This is a genomic window from Kribbella antiqua, assembly GCF_004345665.1.
GTDB lineage: Bacteria > Actinomycetota > Actinomycetes > Propionibacteriales > Kribbellaceae > Kribbella > Kribbella antiqua.
The window spans coordinates 179186-203840 of sequence record NZ_SLWR01000012.1; the positions used below are offsets into that span (position 1 = coordinate 179186).

26 protein-coding genes, 1 tRNA gene and 2 pseudogenes are annotated in these 24655 nt (G+C 64.5%); 14 read left to right on the forward strand and 15 right to left on the reverse strand.

The window, feature by feature from the left end:
- The first annotated feature begins 58 nt into the window (after positions 1-58).
- Positions 59-898, forward strand: a complete 840-nt coding sequence (locus tag EV646_RS31095) for a hypothetical protein (protein ID WP_132154935.1) — start codon at positions 59-61, stop codon at positions 896-898.
- A complete protein-coding gene (locus EV646_RS40745; protein ID WP_132154937.1) occupies positions 895-1410 on the forward strand; it encodes a GNAT family N-acetyltransferase in 516 nt (171 codons plus the stop codon). Before EV646_RS31095 ends, EV646_RS40745 begins: the two co-directional genes overlap by 4 nt.
- 490 nt (positions 1411-1900) lie before the next feature.
- Here EV646_RS40745 and EV646_RS31105 read toward each other — a convergent pair whose 3' ends face one another.
- The 3 genes from EV646_RS31105 to EV646_RS31115 form a co-directional block, all read right to left on the reverse strand.
- Entirely contained in the window at positions 1901-2089 is a 189-nt protein-coding gene (locus EV646_RS31105; RefSeq protein ID WP_132154939.1) for a hypothetical protein, read from the reverse strand.
- Positions 2082-5177, reverse strand: coding sequence for an SIR2 family NAD-dependent protein deacylase (locus EV646_RS31110; RefSeq protein WP_132154941.1), 3096 nt, complete (start codon positions 5175-5177; stop codon positions 2082-2084). The genes EV646_RS31105 and EV646_RS31110 overlap by 8 nt, the downstream gene beginning before the upstream one ends.
- A gap of 637 nt (positions 5178-5814) precedes the next feature.
- On the reverse strand, positions 5815-7026 hold the full coding sequence (locus EV646_RS31115) for an IS110 family RNA-guided transposase (RefSeq protein ID WP_422386734.1): 1212 nt from the start codon (positions 7024-7026) through the stop codon (positions 5815-5817).
- Between the two features lie 2555 nt (positions 7027-9581).
- Here EV646_RS31115 and EV646_RS39040 point away from each other — a divergent pair.
- Both EV646_RS39040 and EV646_RS31130 read left to right on the forward strand, forming a co-directional pair.
- A tRNA-Gly gene (locus tag EV646_RS39040) sits at positions 9582-9679 on the forward strand.
- Between the two features lie 327 nt (positions 9680-10006).
- Positions 10007-10528, forward strand: coding sequence for a tyrosine-type recombinase/integrase (locus EV646_RS31130; RefSeq protein ID WP_158291056.1), 522 nt, complete (start codon positions 10007-10009; stop codon positions 10526-10528).
- A 261-nt stretch (positions 10529-10789) separates the two neighbouring features.
- On the opposite strand, the gene EV646_RS39045 is transcribed toward EV646_RS31130, so the two are convergent.
- Both EV646_RS39045 and EV646_RS31135 read right to left on the reverse strand, forming a co-directional pair.
- Positions 10790-10945 (reverse strand): hypothetical protein, encoded by a 156-nt coding sequence (locus EV646_RS39045; protein ID WP_158291057.1) that lies wholly within the window; start codon positions 10943-10945, stop codon positions 10790-10792.
- Positions 10945-11175: a relaxase domain-containing protein gene (locus EV646_RS31135; protein ID WP_158291058.1), complete on the reverse strand. Its 231-nt coding sequence runs from the start codon at positions 11173-11175 to the stop codon at positions 10945-10947. Before EV646_RS31135 ends, EV646_RS39045 begins: the two co-directional genes overlap by 1 nt.
- 265 nt (positions 11176-11440) lie before the next feature.
- Here EV646_RS31135 and EV646_RS31140 point away from each other — a divergent pair, with 265 nt between their 5' ends.
- Positions 11441-12652, forward strand: a complete 1212-nt coding sequence (locus EV646_RS31140) for a hypothetical protein (RefSeq protein WP_132154951.1) — start codon at positions 11441-11443, stop codon at positions 12650-12652.
- Here the strand turns inward: EV646_RS31140 and EV646_RS31145 are convergent.
- Positions 12646-13200, reverse strand: a complete 555-nt coding sequence (locus tag EV646_RS31145; RefSeq protein ID WP_132154953.1) for an NUDIX hydrolase — start codon at positions 13198-13200, stop codon at positions 12646-12648. The two genes, EV646_RS31140 and EV646_RS31145, sit on opposite strands and share 7 nt — an antisense overlap.
- Before the next feature lie 713 nt (positions 13201-13913).
- Complete coding sequence (locus tag EV646_RS31150; RefSeq protein ID WP_132154955.1) at positions 13914-14207, reverse strand: DUF1330 domain-containing protein; 294 nt, start codon at positions 14205-14207, stop codon at positions 13914-13916.
- Positions 14208-14419: 212 nt separating this feature from the next.
- On the opposite strand from EV646_RS31150, the gene EV646_RS31160 reads away from it, so the two are divergent.
- Positions 14420-14773: a winged helix-turn-helix transcriptional regulator gene (locus EV646_RS31160; protein WP_132154959.1), complete on the forward strand. Its 354-nt coding sequence runs from the start codon at positions 14420-14422 to the stop codon at positions 14771-14773.
- Positions 14774-14920: 147 nt separating this feature from the next.
- Here the strand turns inward: EV646_RS31160 and EV646_RS40370 are convergent, their stop codons facing one another.
- Entirely contained in the window at positions 14921-15067 is a 147-nt protein-coding gene (locus tag EV646_RS40370; RefSeq protein WP_241996440.1) for a hypothetical protein, read from the reverse strand.
- A 13-nt stretch (positions 15068-15080) separates the two neighbouring features.
- Here EV646_RS40370 and EV646_RS41065 point away from each other — a divergent pair.
- Together EV646_RS41065 and EV646_RS40750 are read left to right on the forward strand one after the other, a co-directional pair.
- A pseudogene (locus EV646_RS41065) lies at positions 15081-15341 on the forward strand (N-6 DNA methylase); the annotation flags it as partial.
- A 40-nt stretch (positions 15342-15381) separates the two neighbouring features.
- Positions 15382-15780: an N-6 DNA methylase gene (locus EV646_RS40750; protein WP_199237290.1), complete on the forward strand. Its 399-nt coding sequence runs from the start codon at positions 15382-15384 to the stop codon at positions 15778-15780.
- Positions 15781-15870: 90 nt separating this feature from the next.
- Here EV646_RS40750 and EV646_RS31175 read toward each other — a convergent pair whose 3' ends face one another.
- Positions 15871-16329 (reverse strand): hypothetical protein, encoded by a 459-nt coding sequence (locus EV646_RS31175; protein WP_132154961.1) that lies wholly within the window; start codon positions 16327-16329, stop codon positions 15871-15873.
- A 14-nt stretch (positions 16330-16343) separates the two neighbouring features.
- The gene (locus tag EV646_RS31180) at positions 16344-16619 is read right to left on the reverse strand and encodes a putative antibiotic biosynthesis monooxygenase (protein WP_132154963.1); all 276 of its coding nucleotides are present in this window, start codon (positions 16617-16619) and stop codon (positions 16344-16346) included.
- A gap of 109 nt (positions 16620-16728) precedes the next feature.
- Here EV646_RS31180 and EV646_RS31185 point away from each other — a divergent pair, with 109 nt between their 5' ends.
- Positions 16729-17286 (forward strand): helix-turn-helix domain-containing protein, encoded by a 558-nt coding sequence (locus EV646_RS31185; protein ID WP_338419301.1) that lies wholly within the window; start codon positions 16729-16731, stop codon positions 17284-17286.
- A 104-nt stretch (positions 17287-17390) separates the two neighbouring features.
- Here the strand turns inward: EV646_RS31185 and EV646_RS31190 are convergent, their stop codons facing one another.
- Positions 17391-18107 (reverse strand): DUF4386 domain-containing protein, encoded by a 717-nt coding sequence (locus EV646_RS31190; RefSeq protein ID WP_132154967.1) that lies wholly within the window; start codon positions 18105-18107, stop codon positions 17391-17393.
- A gap of 313 nt (positions 18108-18420) precedes the next feature.
- Entirely contained in the window at positions 18421-18543 is a 123-nt protein-coding gene (locus EV646_RS40755; protein WP_277875145.1) for a hypothetical protein, read from the reverse strand.
- On the opposite strand from EV646_RS40755, the gene EV646_RS31195 reads away from it, so the two are divergent.
- From EV646_RS31195 to EV646_RS31210, 4 genes are all read left to right on the forward strand, one after another.
- The gene (locus tag EV646_RS31195; RefSeq protein ID WP_199237291.1) at positions 18542-19192 is read left to right on the forward strand and encodes a DUF4386 domain-containing protein; all 651 of its coding nucleotides are present in this window, start codon (positions 18542-18544) and stop codon (positions 19190-19192) included. The two genes, EV646_RS40755 and EV646_RS31195, sit on opposite strands and share 2 nt — an antisense overlap.
- Entirely contained in the window at positions 19182-20066 is an 885-nt protein-coding gene (locus tag EV646_RS31200; protein WP_132154971.1) for an SDR family oxidoreductase, read from the forward strand. The genes EV646_RS31195 and EV646_RS31200 overlap by 11 nt, the downstream gene beginning before the upstream one ends.
- A gap of 145 nt (positions 20067-20211) precedes the next feature.
- Complete coding sequence (locus EV646_RS31205) at positions 20212-21192, forward strand: serine hydrolase domain-containing protein (protein WP_132154973.1); 981 nt, start codon at positions 20212-20214, stop codon at positions 21190-21192.
- Positions 21193-21257: 65 nt separating this feature from the next.
- Positions 21258-21950, forward strand: coding sequence for an HNH endonuclease family protein (locus EV646_RS31210; RefSeq protein WP_132154975.1), 693 nt, complete (start codon positions 21258-21260; stop codon positions 21948-21950).
- Positions 21951-22021: 71 nt separating this feature from the next.
- On the opposite strand, the gene EV646_RS31215 is transcribed toward EV646_RS31210, so the two are convergent.
- Genes EV646_RS31215 through EV646_RS31225 form a run of 3 tightly spaced genes read right to left on the reverse strand, consistent with a single transcriptional unit; the run spans position 22022 to position 24206 of the window.
- Complete coding sequence (locus tag EV646_RS31215) at positions 22022-22822, reverse strand: LLM class flavin-dependent oxidoreductase (RefSeq protein WP_132154977.1); 801 nt, start codon at positions 22820-22822, stop codon at positions 22022-22024.
- 30 nt (positions 22823-22852) lie between these two features.
- The gene (locus tag EV646_RS31220) at positions 22853-23308 is read right to left on the reverse strand and encodes a hypothetical protein (RefSeq protein ID WP_132154979.1); all 456 of its coding nucleotides are present in this window, start codon (positions 23306-23308) and stop codon (positions 22853-22855) included.
- 49 nt (positions 23309-23357) lie between these two features.
- A complete protein-coding gene (locus EV646_RS31225; protein WP_132154981.1) occupies positions 23358-24206 on the reverse strand; it encodes a DUF1028 domain-containing protein in 849 nt (282 codons plus the stop codon).
- 142 nt (positions 24207-24348) lie between these two features.
- Here EV646_RS31225 and EV646_RS41070 point away from each other — a divergent pair.
- Positions 24349-24624: pseudogene (locus EV646_RS41070) on the forward strand (FHA domain-containing protein); the annotation flags it as partial.
- Positions 24625-24655: the final 31 nt, after the last annotated feature.

The window sequence follows — 24655 nt, forward strand, 5'->3', positions numbered from 1 at the left end:
CGGTTGTTCTGACCGGCCAGGCGCGGCATACTGGCGTTAGACCTGAGGGGAGGGTCCGATGGCCACACCGAAACGCAATTACGTCCTTCCGCTCCCGGTAGTTGGCTGGGACCTGCTGGTTCGCGCGTTCTCGCCGGCGGAGCGTCCCACTAGGGCAAAGCTACGGACGCTACGGAACCGGCATGGCGTGCAGGGTGTCCAAGTCACCCACAGAGGTGAGCACAACGCTGCCGGTAGCGGAACCTACTTCAGCGTCCTTGCGGTTTTCGCCGCGCACGCTGAGCGGGACGGACGGCCAGAAGAAGCTCATGAGCTCGCAACAGCGGCGGCGGCACTGGAGACGCGGTTCAAACCGCAGTTGACTGGATTTCTCCGCCACAACGACCTACGGGACCTTCCCAAAGCGCCATTCTTCGACGACCTCATGCGGGCGACGGCCGAGGTGATGAAGAGCTGGCTCGGCCTGCGGCCCGGCGGAACCTTCGCGGCAGCCGTGAAAGACGTTCGTGGACCCTTCGCCCGCCTTGACGCATACCTGGTCTTCACTGGTACTCGAACCTCCCTGGACCTCCCTAAGGAACTGCTGGAGGCAGCCAAGCTTGGAGTGAACGACTGCGCGTGGGTCTTCAGTAGCACAGTTGAGAACACCGGCCTCGTCGAACTGCTCCCAGCGGTGAACGTCCGGCGAGCTCTGGTCGGCAGCACCTTGGAGGATTGGTACACCTCGGTTGTCGCGTCAGAGGCTGCCGACGACAGCATGACTGAGGCCGAGATGGAAGCAGTCGCAGATGAGTACGATCGGCTAGCCGGGCCGATGAGTCCAGCCAGAATCGCTGCGGCCCGCCGCACTGCGAGCGACAGGGGCTTTGTGCGGCAAAGTGTCCGCCTGGTGGGATGACTCGGGGACTCAAATGGCGTGAGGCTGACGCGGGAGACAAAGCAGTCTTACAGAGGTTCACCTGCACCGAGCCGCCCTCCCGGCCTGGCGGAAGAAGCAGACCGCTTCCTTATGCGCGGCCATACGAACGGGTCGTCCAAACCTACATCCGAACAGGTCGTGGTATCGGCGACCCAGCGGGACGAATGTTTCTCGGAGATGACGATCACGGCCTCGCGGCAGTTGGTTCCTTCTGGATACTCGATGAGCCCGGGGCATATAAGCTGCGGGTTGTCGCGGTCGCCCTCCGAGCTCAACACAACGGGTACGGCCGCGCGACCCTTCGGTACCTCGTAGAGCAGATCGGACGTCATGCGTTGTCGACCGGCTGCACTGATGTCGATATCTTCGGCTCGATCCACAAGGACAACTCCAACAGCAAGCGGATGTGCGAAGCCGAAGGTTTCGCGCTGCTTTGTCCCGATGGCGAGGAGTACGATCTCTACCTTCGCCAAGTCAGTTTTGATGCCTGAACCACGCTCGCCGGGGGTCTCTGACAAGGAGCTCACGGTTCAGCTCCGACGCGACCCGTCACCTGGGGGTGCTCACGCCGGCGAGTATCGCGCCACCCATCGGCGACCACCCGAGGCGACGGGTCCCTACCTGGACGCTCGCTGGCCGGCCGTCCGAGCGCCCAGAGGCGAGCCTTCAGCAAACCGCACCCGGACAGTCCGAGATGGAGTCCCTAGCTAAGGCCGCTTCTCGAGAAGGCGCTCGGCTGGCACCGGCCGCCATCCGTTCGCTCACCGTGGGATCATTCGTGGTGCGAAATGGAGTCGAAGAGGGTTGGTTAGCGGGGCCACAGTCCCTTCGAACACAGACTTTTGACGCCTAAAGAGGCTGGTTACTAGGGCATCATGGCCCCTTTTAATCCGCGGGTTGTGGGTTCGAGTCCCACGGGGCCTACCAAACACGCAGGTCAGAGCACACATGACCGCAGCGGCCACCCCCTCGACCCACCACTTACCCACCACTTTGGGTCTCCCAGCCTCGTTCAGCGTCGCCGCGCCCGAAGACCGCGTCCATCGCTCTGGCCGCCTCCAGGTTCTTGACCTTGCGCCCGAGGTAGCCGTCCTGAGTCATCGACACTCGGCTGTGGCCGAGCTGGTCCGCGATCTGCCGAGAGGTTACCGCGTTCGGGTCGTCAGGCATCGCCAGACTCCAATTCTTCGGGTGTGTCCTCGTCGTCAGGACTTACGGAGTACACCGTCTGACCTCGCGGGATGGGACTTTTCCGTTGCCACAACATGCGGTTGCGCTTCAAACGCTGAGAAAATTCCTGCCGCGCTCGCTGTTCCTCGTGCCGATCCATCGGGGCGGCGGCGTGAAGTTTATGTTCCAAAATGAAATCATGCAAGGCATCCGCCTCTGCTGGAGTTAGCGTATGCCGATAATAGGCACTTGTCGCAATTGTTGGAAAGAACTTATCTACGGCGCGAACCCGCGGGTGTTCCCTTTGCGCAAGACTGAAGTACTCTATCCAGCCCTCCGTTTGCAGTCCAAACGCATATAGCGCGCCCATCACGACTGGCTTTGGATCAGTTAAGAACGCGGGGTCCTTGAAACAGTTCTTCAGGGTTAGGATCAACTTTCTTGAGGACAGGGTTATAGACATTCCCGTGAAGCCAGCCAAGATCGGAGCAACACCCATGAAAATATCAACGAATTCATCGGCCTTCGATTGCGCTACTCCGAAGTTGATGCCGATGCGCCTTGCCAGCCCTCGAACGAATTCCTCATACTCGTCGTCCTCGCCAAGCAGCTCAACGTATACACCCCAAACGACAAGTATGCGATGAAAAACCGTCTTCTTAAGGTGTTGATCACGAATCATTTCAGAATCTCGCAGGACATTCGACACCAAGGACAGAGCGGTGCTGACACGAGCGAGCTCCGGTCCGTCCTCGACCTGGTCGAGCGGGAAGGCTTCCCGGTCCTCGTCCTCTAGATGATCCAACCAGTCGTAATCCGAGGGTTCCGTGGTCTCGGCAAAGGAAGCTCGTTTCCCCGGCATATCCAGGTCCAGCTGTCGCATTAGCGATTCCACCGACGATGCGTCCCCATCTAGCTCAGGTGCGGGCAATTCACCGAACATCCCGGAGGCAGATGATGCATACTTGTCGTGTGCCCATAAGAGACTGGCTACTACCTTGAGAACTTCTGCGTCACCTCGCGCCAGAGCTGCGTAATGACGGATTATCGGCGCGTAATAGAGTGGTCGAGAGTATAGCAGTTGGCGGAAATTTTCCGAAACAAGCGCCCGCTTTGCCGACAATAGGTGCAAATAGCTTGACTGGGTAAACCTTACTTGACTATTGCTGACAGCGAGAATCCTCAGTTCTCTAAAGTGCGTGAAAACCTCAGTTGGATCTTCGACCCAGCCAACCTCCTCAAAATACTTCTCGAGCGCGGTGACGACGACTGACTCAGGCAGCGAGCCGCTGTTCGTAAGAACGAACTGCTCCGCCAGGCTTGCCAGGATATCGAATCGCTCGTACGAGTCTAGACCAAACCTGGCATCCTCATATACGTTTCCCCGCCCCAAAAGAAGGCCTATGTACTCGTCCAAGAGCGCCGTATCAGAAGCGGCCGCCAGTTTCGATTCACCATGTAACAGGGTGCTGATGAGGACGGAGAATGTGAACGGAGTCCGTGACAATGACTCTTGAGTCACGATGGAAATTGCCTTTCGCGCCACAGTCAGAGCCTGCGCGGGAGAGGATGCGGCAAGCTCAGCAAGCTTCCGTACGTCAGAAGTATTGAACCGGCCCAAGTATCTGAGATTTGCATCTAGACCGCGATCGGACATCGCACTATATATGTTAGCTTCCAAGCCGGACCGACAGCCAATTATCAACCACGCGAGCCTGAGCGCCTGGAGTTCATCGAGAACCTTGTCCGCAAGCTTACTCGGAGCCGGAGGAAAATTGTCGATCGCAAGAGCCAACTTCGGAAGAGGCTGGTTCTTGCCGACTCTGACGCCAATTTGCCTGAGCGCCTGCACGACCAGAAGGCGCAGAGGAGACCCACTACGGCCGAGATCTCGACAATCAACCATTACTGGCAATTCGCCGAACCCGAGCCCCGCTCGCTTATGCAACATCCAGTCCATCGCTGATGTCAGGCCCGAATGTTCGTCAGCCGCAAGCAGAATCGACGGCTCCTTAATCTCGACCGCAATGTCGCATCGACGCGCCTGTATTTCCGGATCGCTATCGAGCGATGCGGTAAACTGCTCGTGCGAGACTGGCAAAATGACGGGAGCAATTAGCAATTCATCGATTTGAGACGCTCCTGGGTCTGAAGTGTGGTCAATCAATACCGACCCGCTTCGCACGCGATCGCTAATCGACTCCATCGCCTGCTCGATTCCTGAGACCATGACTTCAGAATCGGCGCCCGACGATCGGATATTCCTTAAATACCCTGCCAGGTCAGAATATTCGCTCCCATATGCAATTGGCTGGATCGAATCAGCGCTGTGGTATTGTTGCAGCGTTGCCAATTCCGAGCTTCGACAGAGCCGATAATGAGTTACCGCCGAGCCCTCTAGTTTGTCATTGAGCCAGTTGCGGAGTGCCTCGAAATTGGGATCGGCCAACCCTTCGCCGAAACCAACGAACAGTATGGTCTTCGAAGCTCCGAGCGCGTGCTCCAAGGCCTCAGTCGCGGGATGCTGCATTACTCGGCCATACGACCCATACCCCAGGATGACTGACCGCGGCTTCTTCCAGTGTCCGTGAAGGTGAGCGATGTCATTCGAAGAGCCATGGAGTGCCGCACGAAACGGCGCGTTGTCTAGCCAGGTAACCGGATCACGCCCAGAAACATCGGAGATCAAGTTGTCGTAATTTGTCGTCACGATGGGAGCACGGAGATCGACGATCGCGGAGACAACGTCTCGATTCTTGACTGAGAGATCCCCGACGTCGCGCTGCAACCATTGGAAGAAATGTGTGCCATCTGGCGCAGACAACTCTGTTTCTACCATCTGAGCCACGCTTAGCAGGCTCGGCATGTACGTCATACCACGCTCTAAGCCATGGCGAGCTTCTTCAGCCCACCAGTCCTCCAGGCCAGCTCCAACCACCTCCTCCGCATATGCCACCCCGGACTTGAGCAGCCCGAGCCACGAGGCCGTTGGGGCGTTGGCTGTTGTCGCTACTGAGACGCCTGCACCTACGAACACGACCACGCGGCCGTTGATCAGATCGTCGACGAGTCTGTCTTGATGAATCATGATTCCCCCAGCTTCTGCGGCTCCAGAGTGCCCCCACCCAGCCGCGCGAAAAACAATTCATAGCACAGTGCCGCGGACCGCTCCTAGGATCCGGTACCTGAACTGCCTGACAAGTTTCTCTACGTCTTCAAGTTTCTCTACGTCTTCAAGACGGGCCCCTCCAGGGCCCGAAAGCGCGCCGCCACCACAGGGCGGGACGCCTGCCCGTCACTCCGCTTCGCTACGTTCTGGGCGCGTCCCTTGGCTTGGCGCGCACGTTGCCAACAGGGCGCCGGGGCGCGAAGACAGCAGACCCGCCATCAACGATCGCCGCCCTGTCGATGTGGCACTCGCCGAACAGGCCGGCCACTCATCTCGGCCGCTGGGCCGCACCACCCGGCTCGCCCTGGGTTTCCGCATCGCCTCGCTAGCATCATGGAGGGACGGTCCGGCACGACACGCGTCAAGACACCCCACGGGGGTGGGTGGCAAGTGGTGGTGGGCTGTTTGGGTTGCCGGTGTCTGGCCCGGCCGTGTGATTGTGCGGGTCTTCGTGGCTGGGGCAAGGGCGCTTTGCGACGCTGCGCGTCTGCCTGGCGGCAGCCCTTGACGCAGCCGCTGCGACCCGTGGTTTTGCGGCTGTTCGGGCGTGTCGGTTTCAGGCCGCGGTGGGGAGGCTGGTGGGCCAGGCGATGTCTTCTCGGTAGGGCTCGCGGTGTTCGAGGCAGTGGTGGAGTTGCCCGACGAGCTTGCTGCCCAGTCGGCGAAGCGCTGCCTCGTGGGTGTCTCCGGCGGCACGGCGGCGGCGGTAGTAGGCCATGGCGCCTGGGGAGTGCTGGATCGCGTTGAACGCCCACCAGCGGCAGGCGTCGGCCAGCCGTTGGTTGCGGGCCCGGCGCAGCAGCACGACGCGGGACTTGCCGGAGGCCCGGGTGACCGGGGCGGTTCCGGCATAGCGGCGCCGGCTGGCAGCATCGAGGAAGCGGGTCGGATCGTCTCCGAACTCGCCCAGCACCCGGCCGCCGAGGACCACACCGAGTCCGGGCAGACTACGCAGGATCTCGGCGTCCGGGTGGTTGTCAAAACGCGTCGCCAACGCGGCCTCGAGATCGGCGATCGCGGTCTGCGTGGCCGTCAGGGTGGTGACGATCGCCTGCACCGCGACGCCCATCGCCTGTTCGACCGCTGCCGGCTGGCGGAGTTGTTCGGCAGTGAAGGCTTGGTGCAGCCGTTCCACCTCGCTGGCGCGCACCCCCACCCGTCCGGCCGCGCGCAGCAGGTGCCGGATCTGTTCCGGCGTGAGCGCACCTGCAGCGACCGGGGTTGGTGCCGCGGCCAGAACCGTCAGCGCTGTCTTGGTGGCCAGGTTCGGGAACGCGGTCAGCGCGGCCGGGAAGAACTCGCGCAGCAACGACCGCAGCCGGCCGGTGTCACGCAACCGGACTCGGACCGCGTCTTGGTGCGCGCGAGCCAGCACCGCGATCGCCCCCACCTGCGCGGAATCATTGGCCAGCTCACGATGCCGCGCGGCGTCGGTGCGCAACAAGTTCGCCAGCACCAGCGCATCGGCCGCATCCGACTTCCCGCCCGAGACCGCGTAGCGATCCCGGTACCGGTCAACCGCCTTCGGGTTGATCGCGAACACCCGGTAACCCGCGGCCCGCAACGCCGCCACCAGCAGTCCACGGTCGGTCTCCAGTGCCACCTGCACGTCGGCAGGCCGCTCGGCACGGGCACACAACAGCTCGGTCAGCTGGGTGAACCCGCCGATGTCGTCGCTGATCCGGCGCTTGGCCACCACCTGCCCAGCGGTATCCACAATCGCCACGTCGTGGTGATGCTCGGCCCAGTCAATCCCGCAGAAGACCACCATCGACATCTCCTCCTTTCCTGCTCGCCGCGGATGAGCCACCGGAGGCCACACGGCGCCCTAATGGACAGCGCTCACGGCGCGACACCCCACCAGCCGTCTGCGGTCTCCAGCGACCGGCGGGGCCACCGTCTTGACGAAGAAATCCACGTCTCCGAGCGCTCAAGTGGTCATCCCGCCGGCGGCTCAAGCAGCAGTCTGCGCCCGCCACCGGCAGGCGCCACCCTCTTGACAAAGAGATCCAAGTCTCCGGGCGCCAAAGTGATCATCCATACCGGCGACGCGAACCGCGCCCCACAGACCCATTAGGGTGCCTCCGGCATCGCACGCGATCGAGCAAGCTCGACCCTTGACCCGCACCGCTCCGAACCTGAGGTCGGCAGCTATCGGGGCGACGCGGGGGGACTGTCCGCGCTGGAGCCGTTAGCTCCCCCGGCGCATCTACATATTCGCACTGAGCGCCGCGGTCGTCGACTATAGCGCCCGTCATGCCCCTGCTCCTTCTGGCATCGGGACATGTCCTCCAGACCGTGCATTCACGGTCCACCGGAAACGACGCGACGGTTACCGCCGTGATGGGAGCACGAACCGGATCGCCCGCCCGACATGCTGTACGTGCCGTCTTGACATTCCTCCATGTACCCAGTCCCGTTCCAGAAACTGGGGATGCAGTCGAAGTAACTGCAGACGTCGAGAGGCGGGTCGCGCACGTAGCCTCCGCGTCCGCAGAAGTTGTAGCCGTAGGGGTTGGCTGGGGCGCCGCACAACGCTGGCTTAGTCGCGGGTGGAGGCGGGGAAGCTTTGGGTGGGCGGGTGGTCGCCGGCTTCCTCGGAACGATGGTGGCAGGCGGGCGGGTGGGCGTCGGCTTCGTCGGAGCGACGGTGGCAGGCGGGCGGGATGCTGGCGGGTGAGCCGTGGTCTGCGGGACCGGCGTCGTCGGCGCCAGGGTTGGGACGACCGACGACGTTGTGGGAGCCGCCACCGGTGGACCGGTCGTGGCCGGCGGTGCCGGACTCAGGACTGCAGCCGCCAATGCGCTTCCAGCGCCGACCCCTACCAGGCCAAGCAGCAGAGCGCCGGTCGCGGACGCCCGACTGGCAACCCTGAAGCGGGGCAGCGACCCGCGCACCAGGCCAACGATCCCGATGCCCGCAACCCCGAGGCCGCCGACGATGAGAAGCCAGGGCAGTAGCCCTATAAGCAGCAGGATAACCAGGATCTTGGCCCACATCGGGAGGGTGCGGAACCGGCGGCGAACACGCTGGGGAAGCGGCTGGGTCGGAGCCGCCCGGCCGGAGTTGGGATAGCCGCCGCGCGAGCGACCGACGGGACGGTCTTCCGATCCCGGCGTGCCGGGATGCGGAACCTTCGGGGGTGTTGTCGAGGATGGCGATGCTGTGTCGTCAGGCACCCAAAGAGCCCAGCCCGGCGGGGGCGGTGGCCAGGCTGGGTCCGGCCGCCAGTCCGGCGGGGGCGTCCAACCAGGTGGCGGCGCCGGCCAGTTCGGAGGCGGGTTGAACCGGTAACCCATGAAGCAACGATAGGGTGACCGACTTGACACGTACAGGTCAATCGTCGCCGGTCTAGTCGTCGCTCTCCGGTTGCACCACCGGTTGCGGTTCATGGCAGTTCGCCACCATCCGCACACCTTGCCCAAACACTGATGGCCCGCCTGACCGAACGACCACGCACAACGAGGAATCGAAGATTCGAACTCGAACCTCGCGGTGCCGAGCACCACTTCTCTCAGCGGACGACTTACAGGTCGGGATTCAACCGGCAACGACCGGAGCCGAGAAGCAGCACCGAACGACGACAGCGCGCCGAATGTCCTGCAATTAAAGGGGTTTCGGGCGACAGTCAGCAACGCCGAGCAGATCCGTCCGATTATCAGCGGATTCGGAGTCCGCCGGCATCTTCTCGCTCCGCGCGCTCTCGGAGTACTACGCCGACTGGCACCATTGCCGTCGTGGAACTTCGACCGTTGCTGATCACGCGCATCGCCAACATGCTGCCCGGCAGCGTGGTGATCGGGCTCGGCGTCGGATTGTGGTTCGAAGCCACCGCTGACCGCTACCTCGTCGGTGCGGCTGTGCTCGTCGCCGGTGGTGTCATTCTCGCGGTCCGCGGCTATCGAGTCAGCGCACGATACGACGGCGAGACGCTCACCGTGCACGGCCTGTTCCGGAGCCGCAAGATCCACAAGACGAGGATTCGCGATATTACCGAGTTTCCTGCGGTCCGATGGTCGAGCCGATCCGGAAGGGCGGTATGGACTCCGATCATCGCCTTTGCAGAACTCAACACCGTCATCCCGTCCCGTCGCGAGACGGAACGAACAGGCGATCCAGGATCTCCAGCGCTGGCACCGAGGGCGTCGGGGCTGACGGCTGAGTGCCTTCAGCACCCTGACCTGAGCCACGGCACAGCGGGACGGTTCGTGTCGGAGGATCACCGGACCGCCTTCTGTCCGGCAACCCACCAGATTGCCCACCTGTATGGACGCAAAAGGTTGCGAATCGACAGGCACCGCCGAGTATCCCCAGAAGGGCATATGCCCAGGTCAAACGGTGGTTTTGGTAAGTGCCGGAGCATGCTGCCAACCGCGGATTCCCAATCCGCGGGTTGTGGGTTCGAGTCCCACGGGGCCTACTGTTTCCGCAGGTCAGGCGCAGATCGGTGCCTCGGCCGCAGCCGTCCGGTCTGCATTGACTCTGCCAATCCGCAGAGTTGGCCCAGGGCTGCCCGCCTGAGCGGTGTCGGCGGCTCCGCGCAGCCAGCTGGCGGCGCGTTGTTCAGCGACGTATCGCATCCTGTCGCACTGCTCTCGTTTCGTCCGATCTCCGATCCGCCCAGCCGTTGAGCTGCCACATGCAGTTGAACTGTGGAGGGCTGAGATGAGCAGATCGCACCTTCCGATCGGAAACGTGGGGCAACGTCCGATCCCGTGGTGAGAGGAAGGACGACAAGGGCAAAGTGGTGGCCTGGCGCGCCGCCGCGTACTTCCGTGACCACGACGGGCATGTCCGTGAGGTCATCGCCTTCGCCAAGACCAAGTCCGCGGCCGAGCACCGCCTACTCACGAAGCTGCGAGACCGGGCGACCATTACGCCGGCCGGCGAGCTGAGCCCGACGGACAAGATCAACGACCTCATCGACTTGTGGATCGAGAAGTTCGAGGAACGGGTCGCCGACGGCCGTCGATCACCGACGTCGCTGACGACGTACCGCACGGCCATCAAGAACCACGTACGCCCAGCCCTCGGCGAACTCCGGATCGGTGAAGCAACCACGCCACGCATCGACAGAGTGATCGGAACCATCAAGCGCAACGCCGGCCGATCCACAGCGAAGACCTGCCGCGCGGTCGTCTCCGGCATGATCTTGTCAGTGCTGAGACCGGCGGTGTGGATGGTGGCTGGAGCGATGGTGGGTCCGCTGGTGTCACGGGCCAGGTCGAGCAGGATCGCTTCGGCGCCAAGGATCACGGGCGAGGTGTAGATCTGGCCGTTGTGGATCGTGAACACGTTGGCGCGGGTGACGGGGATGGTGACCAGGTCTGGTGCGGTGAGGCTGATTGAGTGCTGTCCGGCGCGTTCGACGATTGCTTGCAGCGCGGCGAAGCGGTCGGTGGTGGAGACGAATCGAAGCAGCCGGGTTTGGCGTGCGGCCTCGGCGAGGAGGTTCCAGCGCGTCCAGGTCGCGCGTTTGGTTTGCAGTGTTAGGACGGTCGCAGCGCCGTACGCGTCGAGCGTTTCGGGCTCAGGTCTGCGGCCGCCAAGGGACGCTGGCCGGTGGCGTCAGGGATCGTTGGATCGCGGCGACGGCCTCATGTCCGATCGCTTGGCCAGCGCGTTTGCGCCACTGCGACATCAGTACGGCGAGCGGTTGAGCGAGGTGCTTGGATGGTCGACTCATCAGGGTTGCTTGCTGCCGCAGGCATACATTTCGCGGCGGCCGGGTGGGTGGATCTGGTCGATTCGGTCGTCGAGAAGTGCGTTGAGGTTGGCCTCGATCTGTGCGGATCTGGCCGAGAACTCGCGGATCAGTTCGTCGGGAATCGCGTCGATCTCGAACGCCGGATTTCGCCGGGAACCGCGCTCGCACAGCGGTGATCGTCGGCGTGCCCAACCGCCGGCGGCGACCAAGGAATCCGGCGGCTGAACCGCCGCGACCCGGTCGTCAAGCGATGACGAGATTTCATCGTCGACCTACCTCCCGTCGCAGGTTGACCCGATGATCAGACCGCGTCCGCCGCTCCACCGGCTCTTCTCCGGCCTGGTAGAGCTGAACCCCGTAGACCCCGAGCTCGCGGTCCCGAACAAACTCCCTCAAGACGCTCCGCAGCATCCACCGGCAGATCGTATGTAACACCGACCGGGCTCGGGCGATATCTGGAGGGGGTGGTGCGGGATGATCTGGGACGAACCCGTTGGGGCGACGTACTTCGCCGAAAGTGATCCGCACGATCCGGTCGGACCGAAACAGCGGCCCGACCTGCGGGCCTGTCTGCTGCTCCACCTGCTGTTCACACCGCGCCTGGTGATCGGTGACTCGCAGGCGCTCAACAACCCGGCCTTCCGCGCGCTGCTGACCGACGAGTCGGGTACGCCGTCGGCCGACAGCGACATCGCGCCGCTGCTCGCGCGGGGCGATCTCGTCATCGCCAAGCGAACGGGGCAGACGCTGGCCGAGATCCGGGCCGGGCATGCGGCGGGCGACGTGGTGGGCGTACCGCCGGTAGAGTACGCCGCGTTTCTCGACGAGATCGCGACGGAGGCGTGGGAGTGGGAGCCGGCCGCGATCGCCGCGGAGTTCAAGGCGAACTCGTTGCTGCGGCTCTCGGAGGTCGCCGGCGAGAGCCCTGATCCGCAGCAGCTGGCGGCTGTGCGCAACTGGGCGGAGGAGCGGGAGCCGTTGCTGTACAACGACCTGCGCAAGCGCCTGCGCGAGGTCGACGGGCCGACGTACGACCTGGTAGACAGACTGGTCGGGATCGAGTACCGGATGGGTCTACCGAACGCGCTCGGGATGCCGACCGCGGACTCCGCGACGAGCCTGAGCAGCCCGTTCGCCTATCTGTCGTTCAGCGAGCCGACCGAGATCGGCGCCGTACGGACCTGGGTGCTTCGTCCGGAGGCGCTTGCGAAGCTGCCGGTGGCGGCCGTGATGGCAGCGGCCGAGCTACCAGCGAGCCGGACGGTCAAGGACCAGCTGGGCAAGATCGAGGTTGGCCTCGAGCCGGACCTGCAGGTCCTGTACGCGGCCCTCGACGAGTTGGTCCGGCGGCTGGAGTCGGCGGCTTTGGAGCTGGCAGAGGGCGGAGACGCAGCCGCGTTGAAGGAGCTCAAGCGTCGGCCGGCCCGGGTTCGGCTCTGGAAGGCAGTGAAGTTCAGCGCGCTCTCGACCGGGCTCTGCGTCGGCTTCGACGTCCACTCTGGCGGCCTCCCTGGCCGGCTGCCCCTCGTCGCCCAGCTCATCACGATCGGCGCCTCGATGGCCCGCGACATCCGCGGCGCCCAGAGGGAAGGCGGTGCCGCTGAGCTGACCGACCTGGTCCAGCGTGCTGACGCTCGCCGGGACGGCGCAGGCTTACTGAAACGAGTCGTCCTACCGCCTCAGTGAGCCAGCCTGCACATGGTGAACGCCGCAATACTGATCGAACACCTCAGCTCCCCGTTGGCGACCTTGCGCAGTACGTCGTCGTCGCTCAACCAGACAGCCTCTGCCACGGACTCCATCACCTCGGCGCGTTGCTCGCCGACACCCAAATCCGGCTCGGCGATAAGGACCTCGGCCACCGTCACCGCATTCTCAATCAGCCCCGTATCAGGGTAGATTTGCCCACGCTCGGTCACCTGACCGCCGACGTACCCCGACTCCTCAAGCAACTCCCTGCAGGCCGCCTCCTCCAGACTCTCCCCTACGTCCCACCCACCCCGCGGCAACTCAAGCGAAACCACCCCCGGCGGATACCGATAGGCCGGCACAAACAACGTCCCCTTCGAACTCCGCGCCGCGACGACGACACCACGCGCACCCCACCGCCAGCGCAGATAGTTGCCGCGGTCCCCCGAGGGCCCCTCGACCTCGTCGTCGTACAACTCTCCGAATCTGTTCGAGAAAACCAGATTCTCCCGCCGACGAATGATCGGAACCGGCTCAGGCAGCATCCTCGGATCCTAGTCGCTCCGCTGCGGTTGGCGCAGTACGAACAGCTCCTTGCCGTCAGCTCCACCCGGGCTGGGAGACTCGGTGCAGTGCGAGGACCTCATCGTTGCCTTCAGCAAGGATCATGTTGCCGGCTGCGGCGATTCCGGCGTAGCAGTGGATCGCGTCCTAGTTGGTGGGTGCTGACGCCTTGCTGGGCGATGGAGGTGAGGCGGCAGTAGCCGCGTTGATCCCAGAGAATCGCGACGCGTCGGCGGCGGTGACGGCGTACCGCTGGCGCAAGTTGCTGGTGCCGTTGAGCCCAGATGGGGTGGCCGGTAGTGACGTCGATGGCTGTGACGATCGTGCTGGTGTGTGCCAGCGTCGATAGAGGGCTGATCCAGCCGAGCCCGCGCCCAGCGCCCCGGCATCCTGACGGAGGACTCTTCGGAGGCATGCAGGCCGACTAGAACATCAGTCCCCTTAAGCACAGATCCTGAGATCAGGGTGTCACCTGGGGGTCTGCGTCGTGCACGGTGTTCGCGACGCAGACCCCTCGGGGCCCACTTAGTTGCAGCTTGCGCCGGCTACCCGAGCTGGGCATTGCAGTTCGACCACCACGTTGTCGGGGTCGTGCGAGTCGAGCTGGAGTTGGCGGTGAGCGCCATAAGATTCGGGAGTGGGCCGGTATACCCCAGAATCCTGCTGCTTCAGTGAAGATCCGACTGGACCTCAGTCAGTCGATGCCTTCGACGATGCGGAAGTCGCGCTCGACGCCGTCGGAGAGGGCGACCAGCGCCTCCTGGTAGGCCGCACTCTCGTGCGCCGCGACGGCCTGCTCGAAGCTGTCGAACTCGACCAGAACGGTGCGCTCGGCGATCCCGGCGTCATGCGCGACGACCCGACCGCCACGGATGAGGGTCCGCCCGCCAAAGGCCTGGACGGCCGGACGGGCCAACTTGTTGTAAGCAGCCAGCTTCTCAGGGTCTGAAATGGTGCGGTAGGAGCTGACCCAGTAGCCCTTGGGCAAGGAACCTCCAGTGTTGGGATGAGTGCATCTGACTTACGGGTTGGTTTCGGACGAGCGTCGGCGGGCGAGAGCGAGGCTTGTCAGCGTCGTGATCGCCATGGCGCCGAGTGCCGCGGTGGTGTAGGCGCTCCCAAAGCGCTTCGGAAATCGAATCGATGAGGCGCACGATAGTGTGTCGGATATCGAAGCCGCAAGATGGGACGGTACGACGGATGGCGGCACCCAGGCCGGGACGGGCGGTCCGAGGGTCGAGCACCGGCCGGCCACTGATGGCCGCCCTCGACCTGTTCGGCCGTAGGTGGAACCTGCGGATCGTCTGGGAACTGCGACACGGGCCAGTCGGGTTCCGTGCGTTGCAGGAGCGCTGCGACAACATGTCCTCCAGCGTGCTGCGGCAACGCCTGACCGAGCTGCTCGACGCCGCCCTCGTCGAACAGCATCCGGACACCACCTACGCCCTCACCGAGCTGGGCCACGGCGCCCGCCGCGCGCTGCGTCCGCTCGCCCGGTGGGCCGTAGAGTGGGCCGCGACCCTCTCCGCCGCCGATTCCGAAGACACCCGCTAGCGCTTCGGATTTCGAAGCGCTAGCGTCATTTGGAGTATGACCTACCAACAGCGATAAAACCGGCGGGTCCCAAACTCACGCTCAACGAAACCCGTCGATCAGGCCGATCACGGCGATGCTTGTCGCGTCGTGGATCTGGAGGGCGCCCTAGTACTCCAGTTGCAGCAAGAATGCACAGAGGTCTCGCAGGTCGAACGCATACGACCGCATAGTTTGCGGCGACCGGTCCACCGCACTCAGATGCGCCAGGAACCGATCAACCGGACCGACAACGGCGTACTGCTCGTCCAGCACCGTCCACGACACCCTGCGGTCAGGCGAATTCTTGCTCGTCGCACACGAGCACGCTGCGCAGGACGCCGCGAACATGAGGCCCACGCAGCGGGATCATCTACGCGACCATTTCGCGTCCGGCTACGAACTGGTCGACGGCACCGGTCGACTCGCCGCCATGAATCTGCTTCTTCACGGCATCGGCACTCCTGATGGCGACTCGCTCATCGAGGTACGCGACGCTCTCATCGCCGATCCGGGGGAGCGGTCGAGCGTCGTACTCTCCAATCCCCCCTTCGGTCAGACGGACGTGAGGTGCGTGAGGACCAGAGATCGTGCGGCAGGACTTCGTCGTCACGACGAGCAACAAGCAGCTCAACTTCCTGCAGCACATCATGACGATTCTCGACATCAACGGCCGCGCAGCCGTCTTACTCCCGGACAACGTGCTCTTCGAAGGCGGAGCCGGCGAAACACTGCGCCGCAAACTGCTGGCCGACTTTCGACCTGCACACCATGCTGCGCCTACCCACGGGGAAAGCGTGGCGTGGCAATCGCTGCACCAAGTCGCGTGGTGGAGTTCCTGCGCGTCGACCCCGCCCAACTGCTCCGGATCAAGGGATCACCTGCAACGCGCGATCGTCAGGTCGATGTCGGCGACCGCGCCCAAACACACCACGAGGCAAACGATCGCGCATGGCTTGGCGAGGTCGCGGACTTGGGGGAGACGCTGACGCATCCGGGCCATCAGGTCCCTGCGTGGCAACGGGATATGGAGCATCGACCCGAATCACTCCCGCCTTCCCCATGCTCGTGATCGAACGTTAGCGCCAAGCGTCGCCGGGGGTCCGGGCGTAGCGTCGCCAGGTGTACCGCCAAGGGATGACGGCCAGGATGACGACGACGAAGGAGCAGTTGAACAGCACGTCGCGCGCTTCGGCGTTCAGGTCGTTGGCGATCAGGTGGGGAACCGCGACCGCACCGACCCAGATGACCTTCCAGGCCACCTCGAACAGCAGGATCGGGAGCATTCGCACGGGGTATCTGAGCCCGAGGAACGCCAGCAACGACATGGCCGTCAGCAGGCAGGCAACGACCCCTTCCATCACCGGCAGCGATCGAGCGTCCTGAACCAGAACCGGCCACTTGACGAGGGCCAGCCCCACGCCCCAGAACGCGTACCCGAACCGCATGGCGTTCATCCGCCGGGTAGTCAGCTCCTGATCGCGTCGCGGGCTGGATGTTCGTTCGTCGCGAACGGTGGTGGTGTTGCGTGCGCTCATGGCGTGCTGCCTTTCTAGTGGTTGTGGCGGGTCAGAAGGCGTCGGCGCAGCCGGTGCAGCTGCGGCATCAGTCCGTAGATCACGATCGGTACGGCGATGGTCGCGAGGACGAACGTCCGCACGACCGGCGTGAGCGTGCCGAGCCAGTGACCGAGGGCGAGGTTGAGGACGGTGAGGGTCGGGAACACGGCCAGCCAGATCATCAGGGCCAACTGGTGCTTGGTCGGCGGTCCAGGTACGGCGGGCTGGGATGTCGGGGCGGGCTTCGGGTCGGGCGCTGGTGTGGTCATGTACCAAGGCTGGGGCTGGGTGGAGGATTCGGCTACGAAGGTTGCTGTTTGTGGGAAATGGGGGTCAGATGATCTCGTGGAAGACGCCTCAGCGGCGGAGATTGCCGCGGTGCTCGAAGGAGTCGGGGGACGGCTCAAGCGACTGCGCGCGCAGCGCCGAATGACGCTCACGGATGTTGCGACAGCGACGGGGATATCGACGAGCACGATGTCGCGGCTCGAGACCGGACAGCGGCGGCCGACCCTGGAACTGCTGCTGGCGTTGTCGCATGTGTATCGGGTGCCGCTGGACGATCTCGTCGCGGCGCCGGTGCAGGGCGATCCGCGGATCCGGCTCAAGCCCAGTCGTGTCAAGGGCCGGACAGTGATCCCGCTGACGCAACAGCCCGACGGCACGCAGGCGTGGAAGATCGTCATTCCGACCAGCAAAGTCACCCCGGAGCTCAGGGCGCACGACGGCCACGAATGGATCTACGTGCTGTCCGGCCACCTGCGCCTCGTCCTCGGCGCCGAGGACTGGGTGCTCGCACCCGGCGAGGTCGCCGAGTTCAGCACCGACAAGCCGCACTGGTTCGGCAGCACCGGCGACGAGCCCGCGGAGATCCTCAGCATCTTCAGCCGCCCCGGCGAACGGATGCATGTCCGGGGACCGGCTCCGCACGCTTAGCGCAGATCGAGGCGCATGAGGATGTGGGGGCGACCGGCTAGGGGGATGGGCCTGCGGCAATCGCGTCGAGGCCGAGAGCCAGCCGGCCGCCGCTGACCCGCCGACTACGAGCCCCCGCCGCGTGCGACGGGTTCGCCGTCGAGCCCAGCCAGAATCGGAGACGGCCTGAATCCCTTGGCGATGAGCCAGATGGCGAAGCTGACCTCCCAGGCGAACACGGGCAGCGCAAGGACCGTGTGGACGCTCTGGCCGTAGACGCCGAACAGCATCGCGGTCGCCGACAAGGTGACCAGCGCGCCTCCGCTCATTCCAAGTATTGCGATGATCCGCGGTACCAGTTCTGATCGGTACACCAGGTAGGCCAGCAGGAAGCTGTTGAATCCCAGGACCCAGCTCGGTCCGAGCAAGAATGTCCAGTCGTGGATCGCCACCAGGGACCGCTCGATCGCGGAGACGGCGGCGTTGCCGGCGTCCGCCGTATCGGTGAGGTCTTGCCTCAGTGTCACGGCCACGAGGACGCTGACAGCGCCGATGACGATGATGGCGGACTCCAGAACCCGGCCGCAGACGTAGCCGAGCGCGATGCTGTGGTTCTGCCTCTTGACCACGGGATAGAGGGTGACTGCGCTGCCGATGCAAGCGACAACAAGCAGCAGCTCGAGGAATCCTCCGAGCAGCACCCTGTTGTCGGCGTTGGCGCCGGCGATGTAGTTGCCGTCGCGCAGAACGGGTTGATAGAGCAGCAGCGCCGGGATCGCGGTGACCTCAGTTGCCAGATAGAACACGCCCGCGACAATCGCGGTACGTCTCAATGCGCTCATGTTCGCCATGCGAGTGCGCCCCTTGCGGCGGCCCCCCGGTCGCTCATAGCTGTCTCCGACGAACACGCCTGAGACCACCATCCGCATGCGCCCTATCGCTGGTCACCATCCTCGGGAGAACGACCCCTGTCAATGTTGAACTCCATAGCCATTTGCCGGCGACCAAGACGGCGTGCCGCTTGCTGGTCATGGACAGGGCTGGCAGAGAAGCACATGCTGGGGCCAGCGCGGTCAGATCTTGCGCCTAGTGATCCGTCGGGTTGCCACAGTTTCGTGCCGTGCTGGGGGCTGTTCGCATGGGCACAATCAGTAGTCAACAACACAGCAGCGAGGCAACAGAGCGATCCGTCTCGGTGGGGGTTTCGCCGGCTGGGTCGCGGCGCAGAACCGCTGTGGTGGCCGGGAGCTTGTTCATCGCCTCCACCGTGGCGTTCATGATCGCGGCGACGGTGTTGTCGATGACGTTCGACTGGCCTGACATCCTCCGTGAGCCGGCGGACGTGGTGCTGCCTGAGTTCGCGGCCGGTGGGGCGAGTCTGGTGTGGACCTGGTTCGCGGTCGCCTGGACCTACGCCGTACTGGCGGTGCCGATCTTGTTGCTGCCGACCGCGTTGGCTCGTCGTGGGGACGCCGCGCTGCGGGTCGCTACCTACGTGGGGGCCGCCTCTGTCTTGTTGGCACTGATCGGGTTCCTGCGCTGGGTCTTCGTCGTACCGGCCCTGGCCGATTCGTACCTGAGTGGTGACGAACAGACCCGGGCGGCGGTGGCGGCGGCCTGGACTGCTCAGCATCAGTACGGCGGCGCGCTGCTGGGCGAGCACCTCGGTCAGCTTCTTGCCATCTGCTGGTCGGTCACGGTCAGCGTCATCATCCTGCGCTCCCACCTGATGCCCGCGTGGGCGGGTTGGCTTGGTCTGCTGGCGAGCGCCCTGTACTTCGTCAACCAGGGTGACATCCTTGCCACCGCGATCTCCGGTTTCCCCGTCTGGGACCTGGGCGGTCTCGTCGGAAGTTACCTGTGGGCAGTGTGGCTGATCGTGCTCGGTGTCCTGTTGTTCAGGCGGGTGAACGGAAGTGCCCGCTGATCGGAAGTCCACGGACCTTGCCGGCAGGACAGTGCTGATCACCGGTGCCACCGGCGGCATCGGCAAAGCGACAGCGCTCGGGCTGGGCGCGATGGGTGCACGCGTGCTGATCACCGGACGAGACCGCGGACGCACCGAAGACACAGCTCGCGAAATCCGGGCAGCCGCCGGTGGTCTGGTCGAGGGGTTCGTCGCGGACCTGTCCTCGCAGTCGGAGGTCCGGCGACTGGCCGACGAGGTGCTCCAGCGTCATCCACGCATCGACGTCTTGATCAACAACGTCGGCGGTTACTGGAACACCCGTCACGTCACCGTCGACGGTCTCGAGCACACCTTCGCCGTCAACCACCTCGCGCCGTTCCTGCTCACCAATCTGCTCCTCGAGAGCCTGCAGCACAGCACCGCGGCGCGCGTCGTCACAGTCTCTTCCAACGCGCACACGATGGGACGCATCGACTTCGACGACCTCCAGGGCGAACGGTCGTACTCAGGCGCCCGTGCCTACAACCAATCCAAACTCGCCAACGTCCTGTTCACCTACGAACTGGCCAGAAGACTGAAGACCAGCGCCGTCACCGCCAACGCGGTGCACCCCGGCTTGGTGAGCACCGCGTTCGGAGCCGGCGACCCCGGCCGCGCCCAGCGACTGTTCGTTCCGGTCCTGCGACCGTTCATGAAATCCCCGGCACAGGGCGCCGCAACCTCGATCCACCTTGCCTCCGCACCCGACCTCGATCGGATGACGGGACGCTATTTCGCCAAGAGCAAATCCACGAGATCGTCCAAACGCAGCTACGACGAATCAGTCGCGAAACGACTGTGGGAGGTGAGTGCCGACCTGGTCGGGCTCACCACTCCAGCGGCCACTACGTAACCAGGCGATTCGACGCGGTGCTCCGTGGCGTGGTCACCGGCGCGGTCCTCGGCACCGGACAGGCTGGTCAGCCGCCGGCGGCTCGACCCGCGCAGGCGGATACCGTGCTGGCCGCAACTACATCGGGCCTGGGTTAGTCTGCGGCATGGCGCAGGGGGATATTGACAAGATCGCTGAGGACACCGGATTCTCCGGTGTGGTCTGGATCGACCGGGCCGGCGAGATCGAGTTCGCGAAGGCCTACGGGCTGGCCAACCGCACGTACCGCATTCCCAACTCCCTGGACACCAGGTTTGGCATCGCCAGCGGCAGCAAGGGGTTCACCGCCCTGGCCGTGGTCTCACTGGTGCAGGACGGTGTGCTGGAGCTCGGCACCACCGCCCGATCCCTGCTCGGCAAGGATCTACCGTTGATCGCGGACGACGTGACTGTCGAACATCTACTCACGCACACCTCTGGCATCGGCGACTACTTGGACGAAGAGGGCGACACCGAGATCACCGACTACGTCATCGGTGCGGCGCATGAGCTCACTACTACCGAGGCTTTCCTGCCCCTGCTGGACGGGCATCCCACCAAGTTCCGGGCTGGTGAACGGTTCAGCTATTGCAATGGTGGTTTCGTGGTCCTCGCCCTGCTGGCAGAGCGGGCCAGCGGCGTCGGATACCACGATCTGGTCCGGGAACGGGTGCTCCGACCCGCCGGCATGACCAGAACCGAATTTCTCCGCTCCGACGAGCTACCCGCTGATGCGGCCGTGGGTTACCTGCCATTGAACGGCGTGGACCGCTCCAACGTCTTCCACCTGCCGGTGCTGGCCAGCGGCGATGGCGGCATCCACACCACCGCCGCCGACATCTCCACCTTCTGGCGCGCGCTTTTCGCCGGCGACATCGTCGATTCCGTCCAAGAGGTCGTACGGCCGCGCATCGACGTACCCGAGGACTCCAGACGCTACGGTCTCGGCTTCTGGCTGCACGAGAGCACCGACACGGTGATGCTGGTCGGATCCGACGCCGGCGCGTCGTTCAAGTCCATGCACGACCCACACACCGGCACCACCTGCACAGTGCTTTCCAACACCTCCCCGGGCGCCTGGCCCATCGCCCGCGCTTTCACAGCTTGAGGATCTGGTGAACGGCACCCGGGACCGAAGGTTAGAGTCGCGGCCACCCCGGGTAGCTTCGCGTGGTGCGTCGACTTCTTGCTGCTCTGCTCGTGCTCGGTACCGCAGTGTCTGGTTGCACCTTTCCCGTGGCTGGTGCGGGTCCAGCGCAGAGCTCGCCTTCCAGTACGTCGTACTCCGGCTCGGCCCGATTGATCCTCGCTGAGCTGGGTCGCGTCCGGGTGGTCGCGACCCGGCCCGAGGTTCCCGGTTACCAGCGGGACCAATTCGGGCAGACCTGGACCGACGATCACGACGGCCGGGGCGGTCACAACGGCTGCGACACCCGCAACGATGTACTCGCGGAACAGTTGGCCGCGGTCCGGTACCGCAGCAAATCCAGGTGCGTCGTGGTCGCCGGAACGCTCGCGACTGACCCGTACACCGGTCGCCACATCGAGTTCCGCAAGGCCGCGGCGGCCAAGGTGCAGATCGACCACGTCTACCCGCTCGCGCGGGCCTGGGACATGGGAGCGGCCGGCTGGCCGAAGCAGCGGCGGGTCGACTTCGCCAACGACGAGACCGCGAACCTGCTGGCCGTTGACGGGCCGGCCAACGCGTCCAAAGGCGACGACGGTCCGGGCGAGTGGCTGCCGATCAACCGCGGCTACCGCTGCACCTACGTCCTGCGGTACCTCCAGGTGGCACGCAAGTACGCGCTCCCAATCACCACGGCCGACCGCGATACCGCGCGCGCGATCACCCGATCCTGCCCGTAGCCGGTCAACGTCGGTGGACCGTGCCCCGCAGGGTTTCCAGCGCGGCCCGGCCGGCGGTGCCCACTAAGAGGTCAACGCGGTGGTCCGGCCTCGACGATGGCGCGTACGTCGTCAAGTCGCAGTGTGCTCGGGTCGACGTCGGTCAGGCACCAGGTTGCGCCGGCCGTGGCATACGGTCGTACGTCGGTTGACGGGGACAACTCGATCGCTATGTCGAACCCGTCGAGCGAGCCGCGTTCTGCCTCGACCGCTGCGACCGCGGTTGCCAGTTGGTCCGGCGACGTCAGGTTCACCGGGAAGAATCCGTCGTACCGGGCCGCTCGTCGTACCGGCTTCAGCTTGCCCGGGAAGCCGGCGACCCAGATCGGGATCCGGCCATGCACGGGCCGCGGCTCGAAGCGGACGGAATCGACCAGGTAGTGCTTGCCCCGGTGGGTGACCGTCTCCCCCGACCACCCGGCGGTCAGGATCTCCAGGCATTCGTCCAGCTTCTCCGCGCGTACCCGGTCATTCACCTCGTCGCCCGACCGGGAGAACTCGCCCGCGAACTGATCGCCGCCCAGGCCCACCCCGAGCGTCAGCCGTCCGTTGCTCAACACATCCAAAGTCGTTGTCTCACGCAACAACTTCGTCGGCCGGCGCCGGGCGACCGGAGTCACCATCGGCCCGATCCGCAGCCGCTCCGTCGCGACGGCGATCGCGGCCAGCGTGATCCATGGATCCCCCACCTCCGACACGGGCGGCCGCCACCACAACTGGTCCCAGACGAACATGCCGTCCCAGCCCGCCTCCTCCGCCGACGCAGCCAGCCGCGCCACCACCCGCGGATCCGCCAACTCTCCAAACAACGGCACCCATACGCCGAATCGCATCGTCGCCTCGCTATTCCTGTACGACGGCCGTCAGCACGAGTAGCGGACATTCACACCGTTGTGGTTGCCGGTAGTGCGGAAGTGCAGATTCGTGAGTTTGTAGCGGAGACAGGGAATTTGCCCCTGCTGGAAACCGCCCGTATACAGAAGCATGAAGCTCTGGTTGGCGGCATTGTCCTGGGCGCCCTTGCAGTTGCCGGAGAACTTGCCGTCGCTGCCGCTTTCAGCAATCTTTGTGAAGTTGGCGAAGGTCACTGGCGTCCTACTTCCATATGGCTCATTGGCGTACGGCGACCACCCGAGGTCGACTCCCGGAACCGGTTGACCGGTGAAGGGCGACGTCACCGTGCCCGAAATAGTGCAGGACTGCTTCGTCCCGAACCAGTCGTCCCACTTGATGTACAGGGTCAGCGCGGCGCTCAACGCACCTACGATGGCAACGAAAGTCGCAATACCTCTGTTGAACGTTCCCCCTGGCTCAACCATGATCAAAACAGTATGCGTGCCTCCGGACACCGTCCAGACTTGGCGAGAATCACCGGCGGAGATCTGCCGCTTGGTGGCGGAGTTGTTGGAGGACTACTGGGTCGAGCTTGCCTGGGACCAGGCGTTCTTCGTAGTTTTCGACGCCTGCCCAGGTCGCAAGGGCCTCGGCGAGTGTGCTTTCGTCGGCGGGGTAGCCGAGTTGATTGAGGGCGGCAACTACTTCGGCGGCAAGCGGACCCTCGAGGGGTAGGAGGGTTGCTGGGTCGGGCTTGCCGAAGTACAGATCGTGGAGGTCCAGCAGGCGAGTCAATTCGTCGACTGGGGTCTGATGGTCGTCGACGCGGAGGTCGATCGCGATGTCGAGGACTCCGCCGTACGCCGCTCCCTCGCGCCAAACGCGCAACGCCGCACTCTGCCGGCCCCGCCGATCACCGCCCGCCTGGTCACCAGCAGCCAGCGCCGCGAGCAACCGCCGCTCGAATGGCTCTCCGGAACGAGACCCCCAGGCGTCAGCCATCGCCGCCACCACCTGCTGGCCGACAAGAATGTTGCCCTGTACGGCGTAACCGTCGCCAGCCTGGCCACCCGCCCAGTCAAGGCATGAAGCGCCGGTGAATGTGGCTCCGCGCCCGAGGCTGTCAACCACGCCAACCTGGCGGTGCTCACGCTCGTCGTCACCGCCGGCCAACTGGGCAATCACCTGATCGGCTGCGATGCCCTCGGCAAGCAATTCCAGACCCTTCGGTCCGTACGACAGCTCAGCCATCGCCTGCGTAGCGACCGCTCCGGCACCAGCCCGCCCCCACGGCACCACCGCCCCAACCGCAAGAAACTTCGACGCAACCGCGATCCCCCACGACTCCGAACCCGAATCAAACGCCACAATCGAGAACGTCATCACCCCTCCTCGCCAACGCCAACTGCCGCGTCTCCAGAGTCTCGCAGCTTCTCGAGGGCGAGGAACACCAATTCTCCGCCGGATCGTGTTCTGGACGGCCGGCGGGGGTGGGCGGAGAATTGCTGGCAGCTAGGGGGCTGGCATGCGAGTTGCGGGCTATTTGACCGGTGGGGTGGGGGCTCGGCAGTGGCGGTGGGAGTTGCCGGAGCGAGGGGTTGTGACGGTCGGGCGGGACCCGGGGTCCGACCTTCACCTGCAGGAGGACGAGCTGGTGTCTCGTCGGCATGCGGAGTTGGAGTGGGTGGATGGAGAGTGGTGGATTGCTGATCGGTCTACGAACGGGACGTTCGTCAATGGCCGGCGAGTTGGTCGTCAACGATTGGAGGACGGTGACCGGGTTCGAGTTGGGGCGACCGAGTTCAGCTTCCATACCAGTTCCACGCAACAGT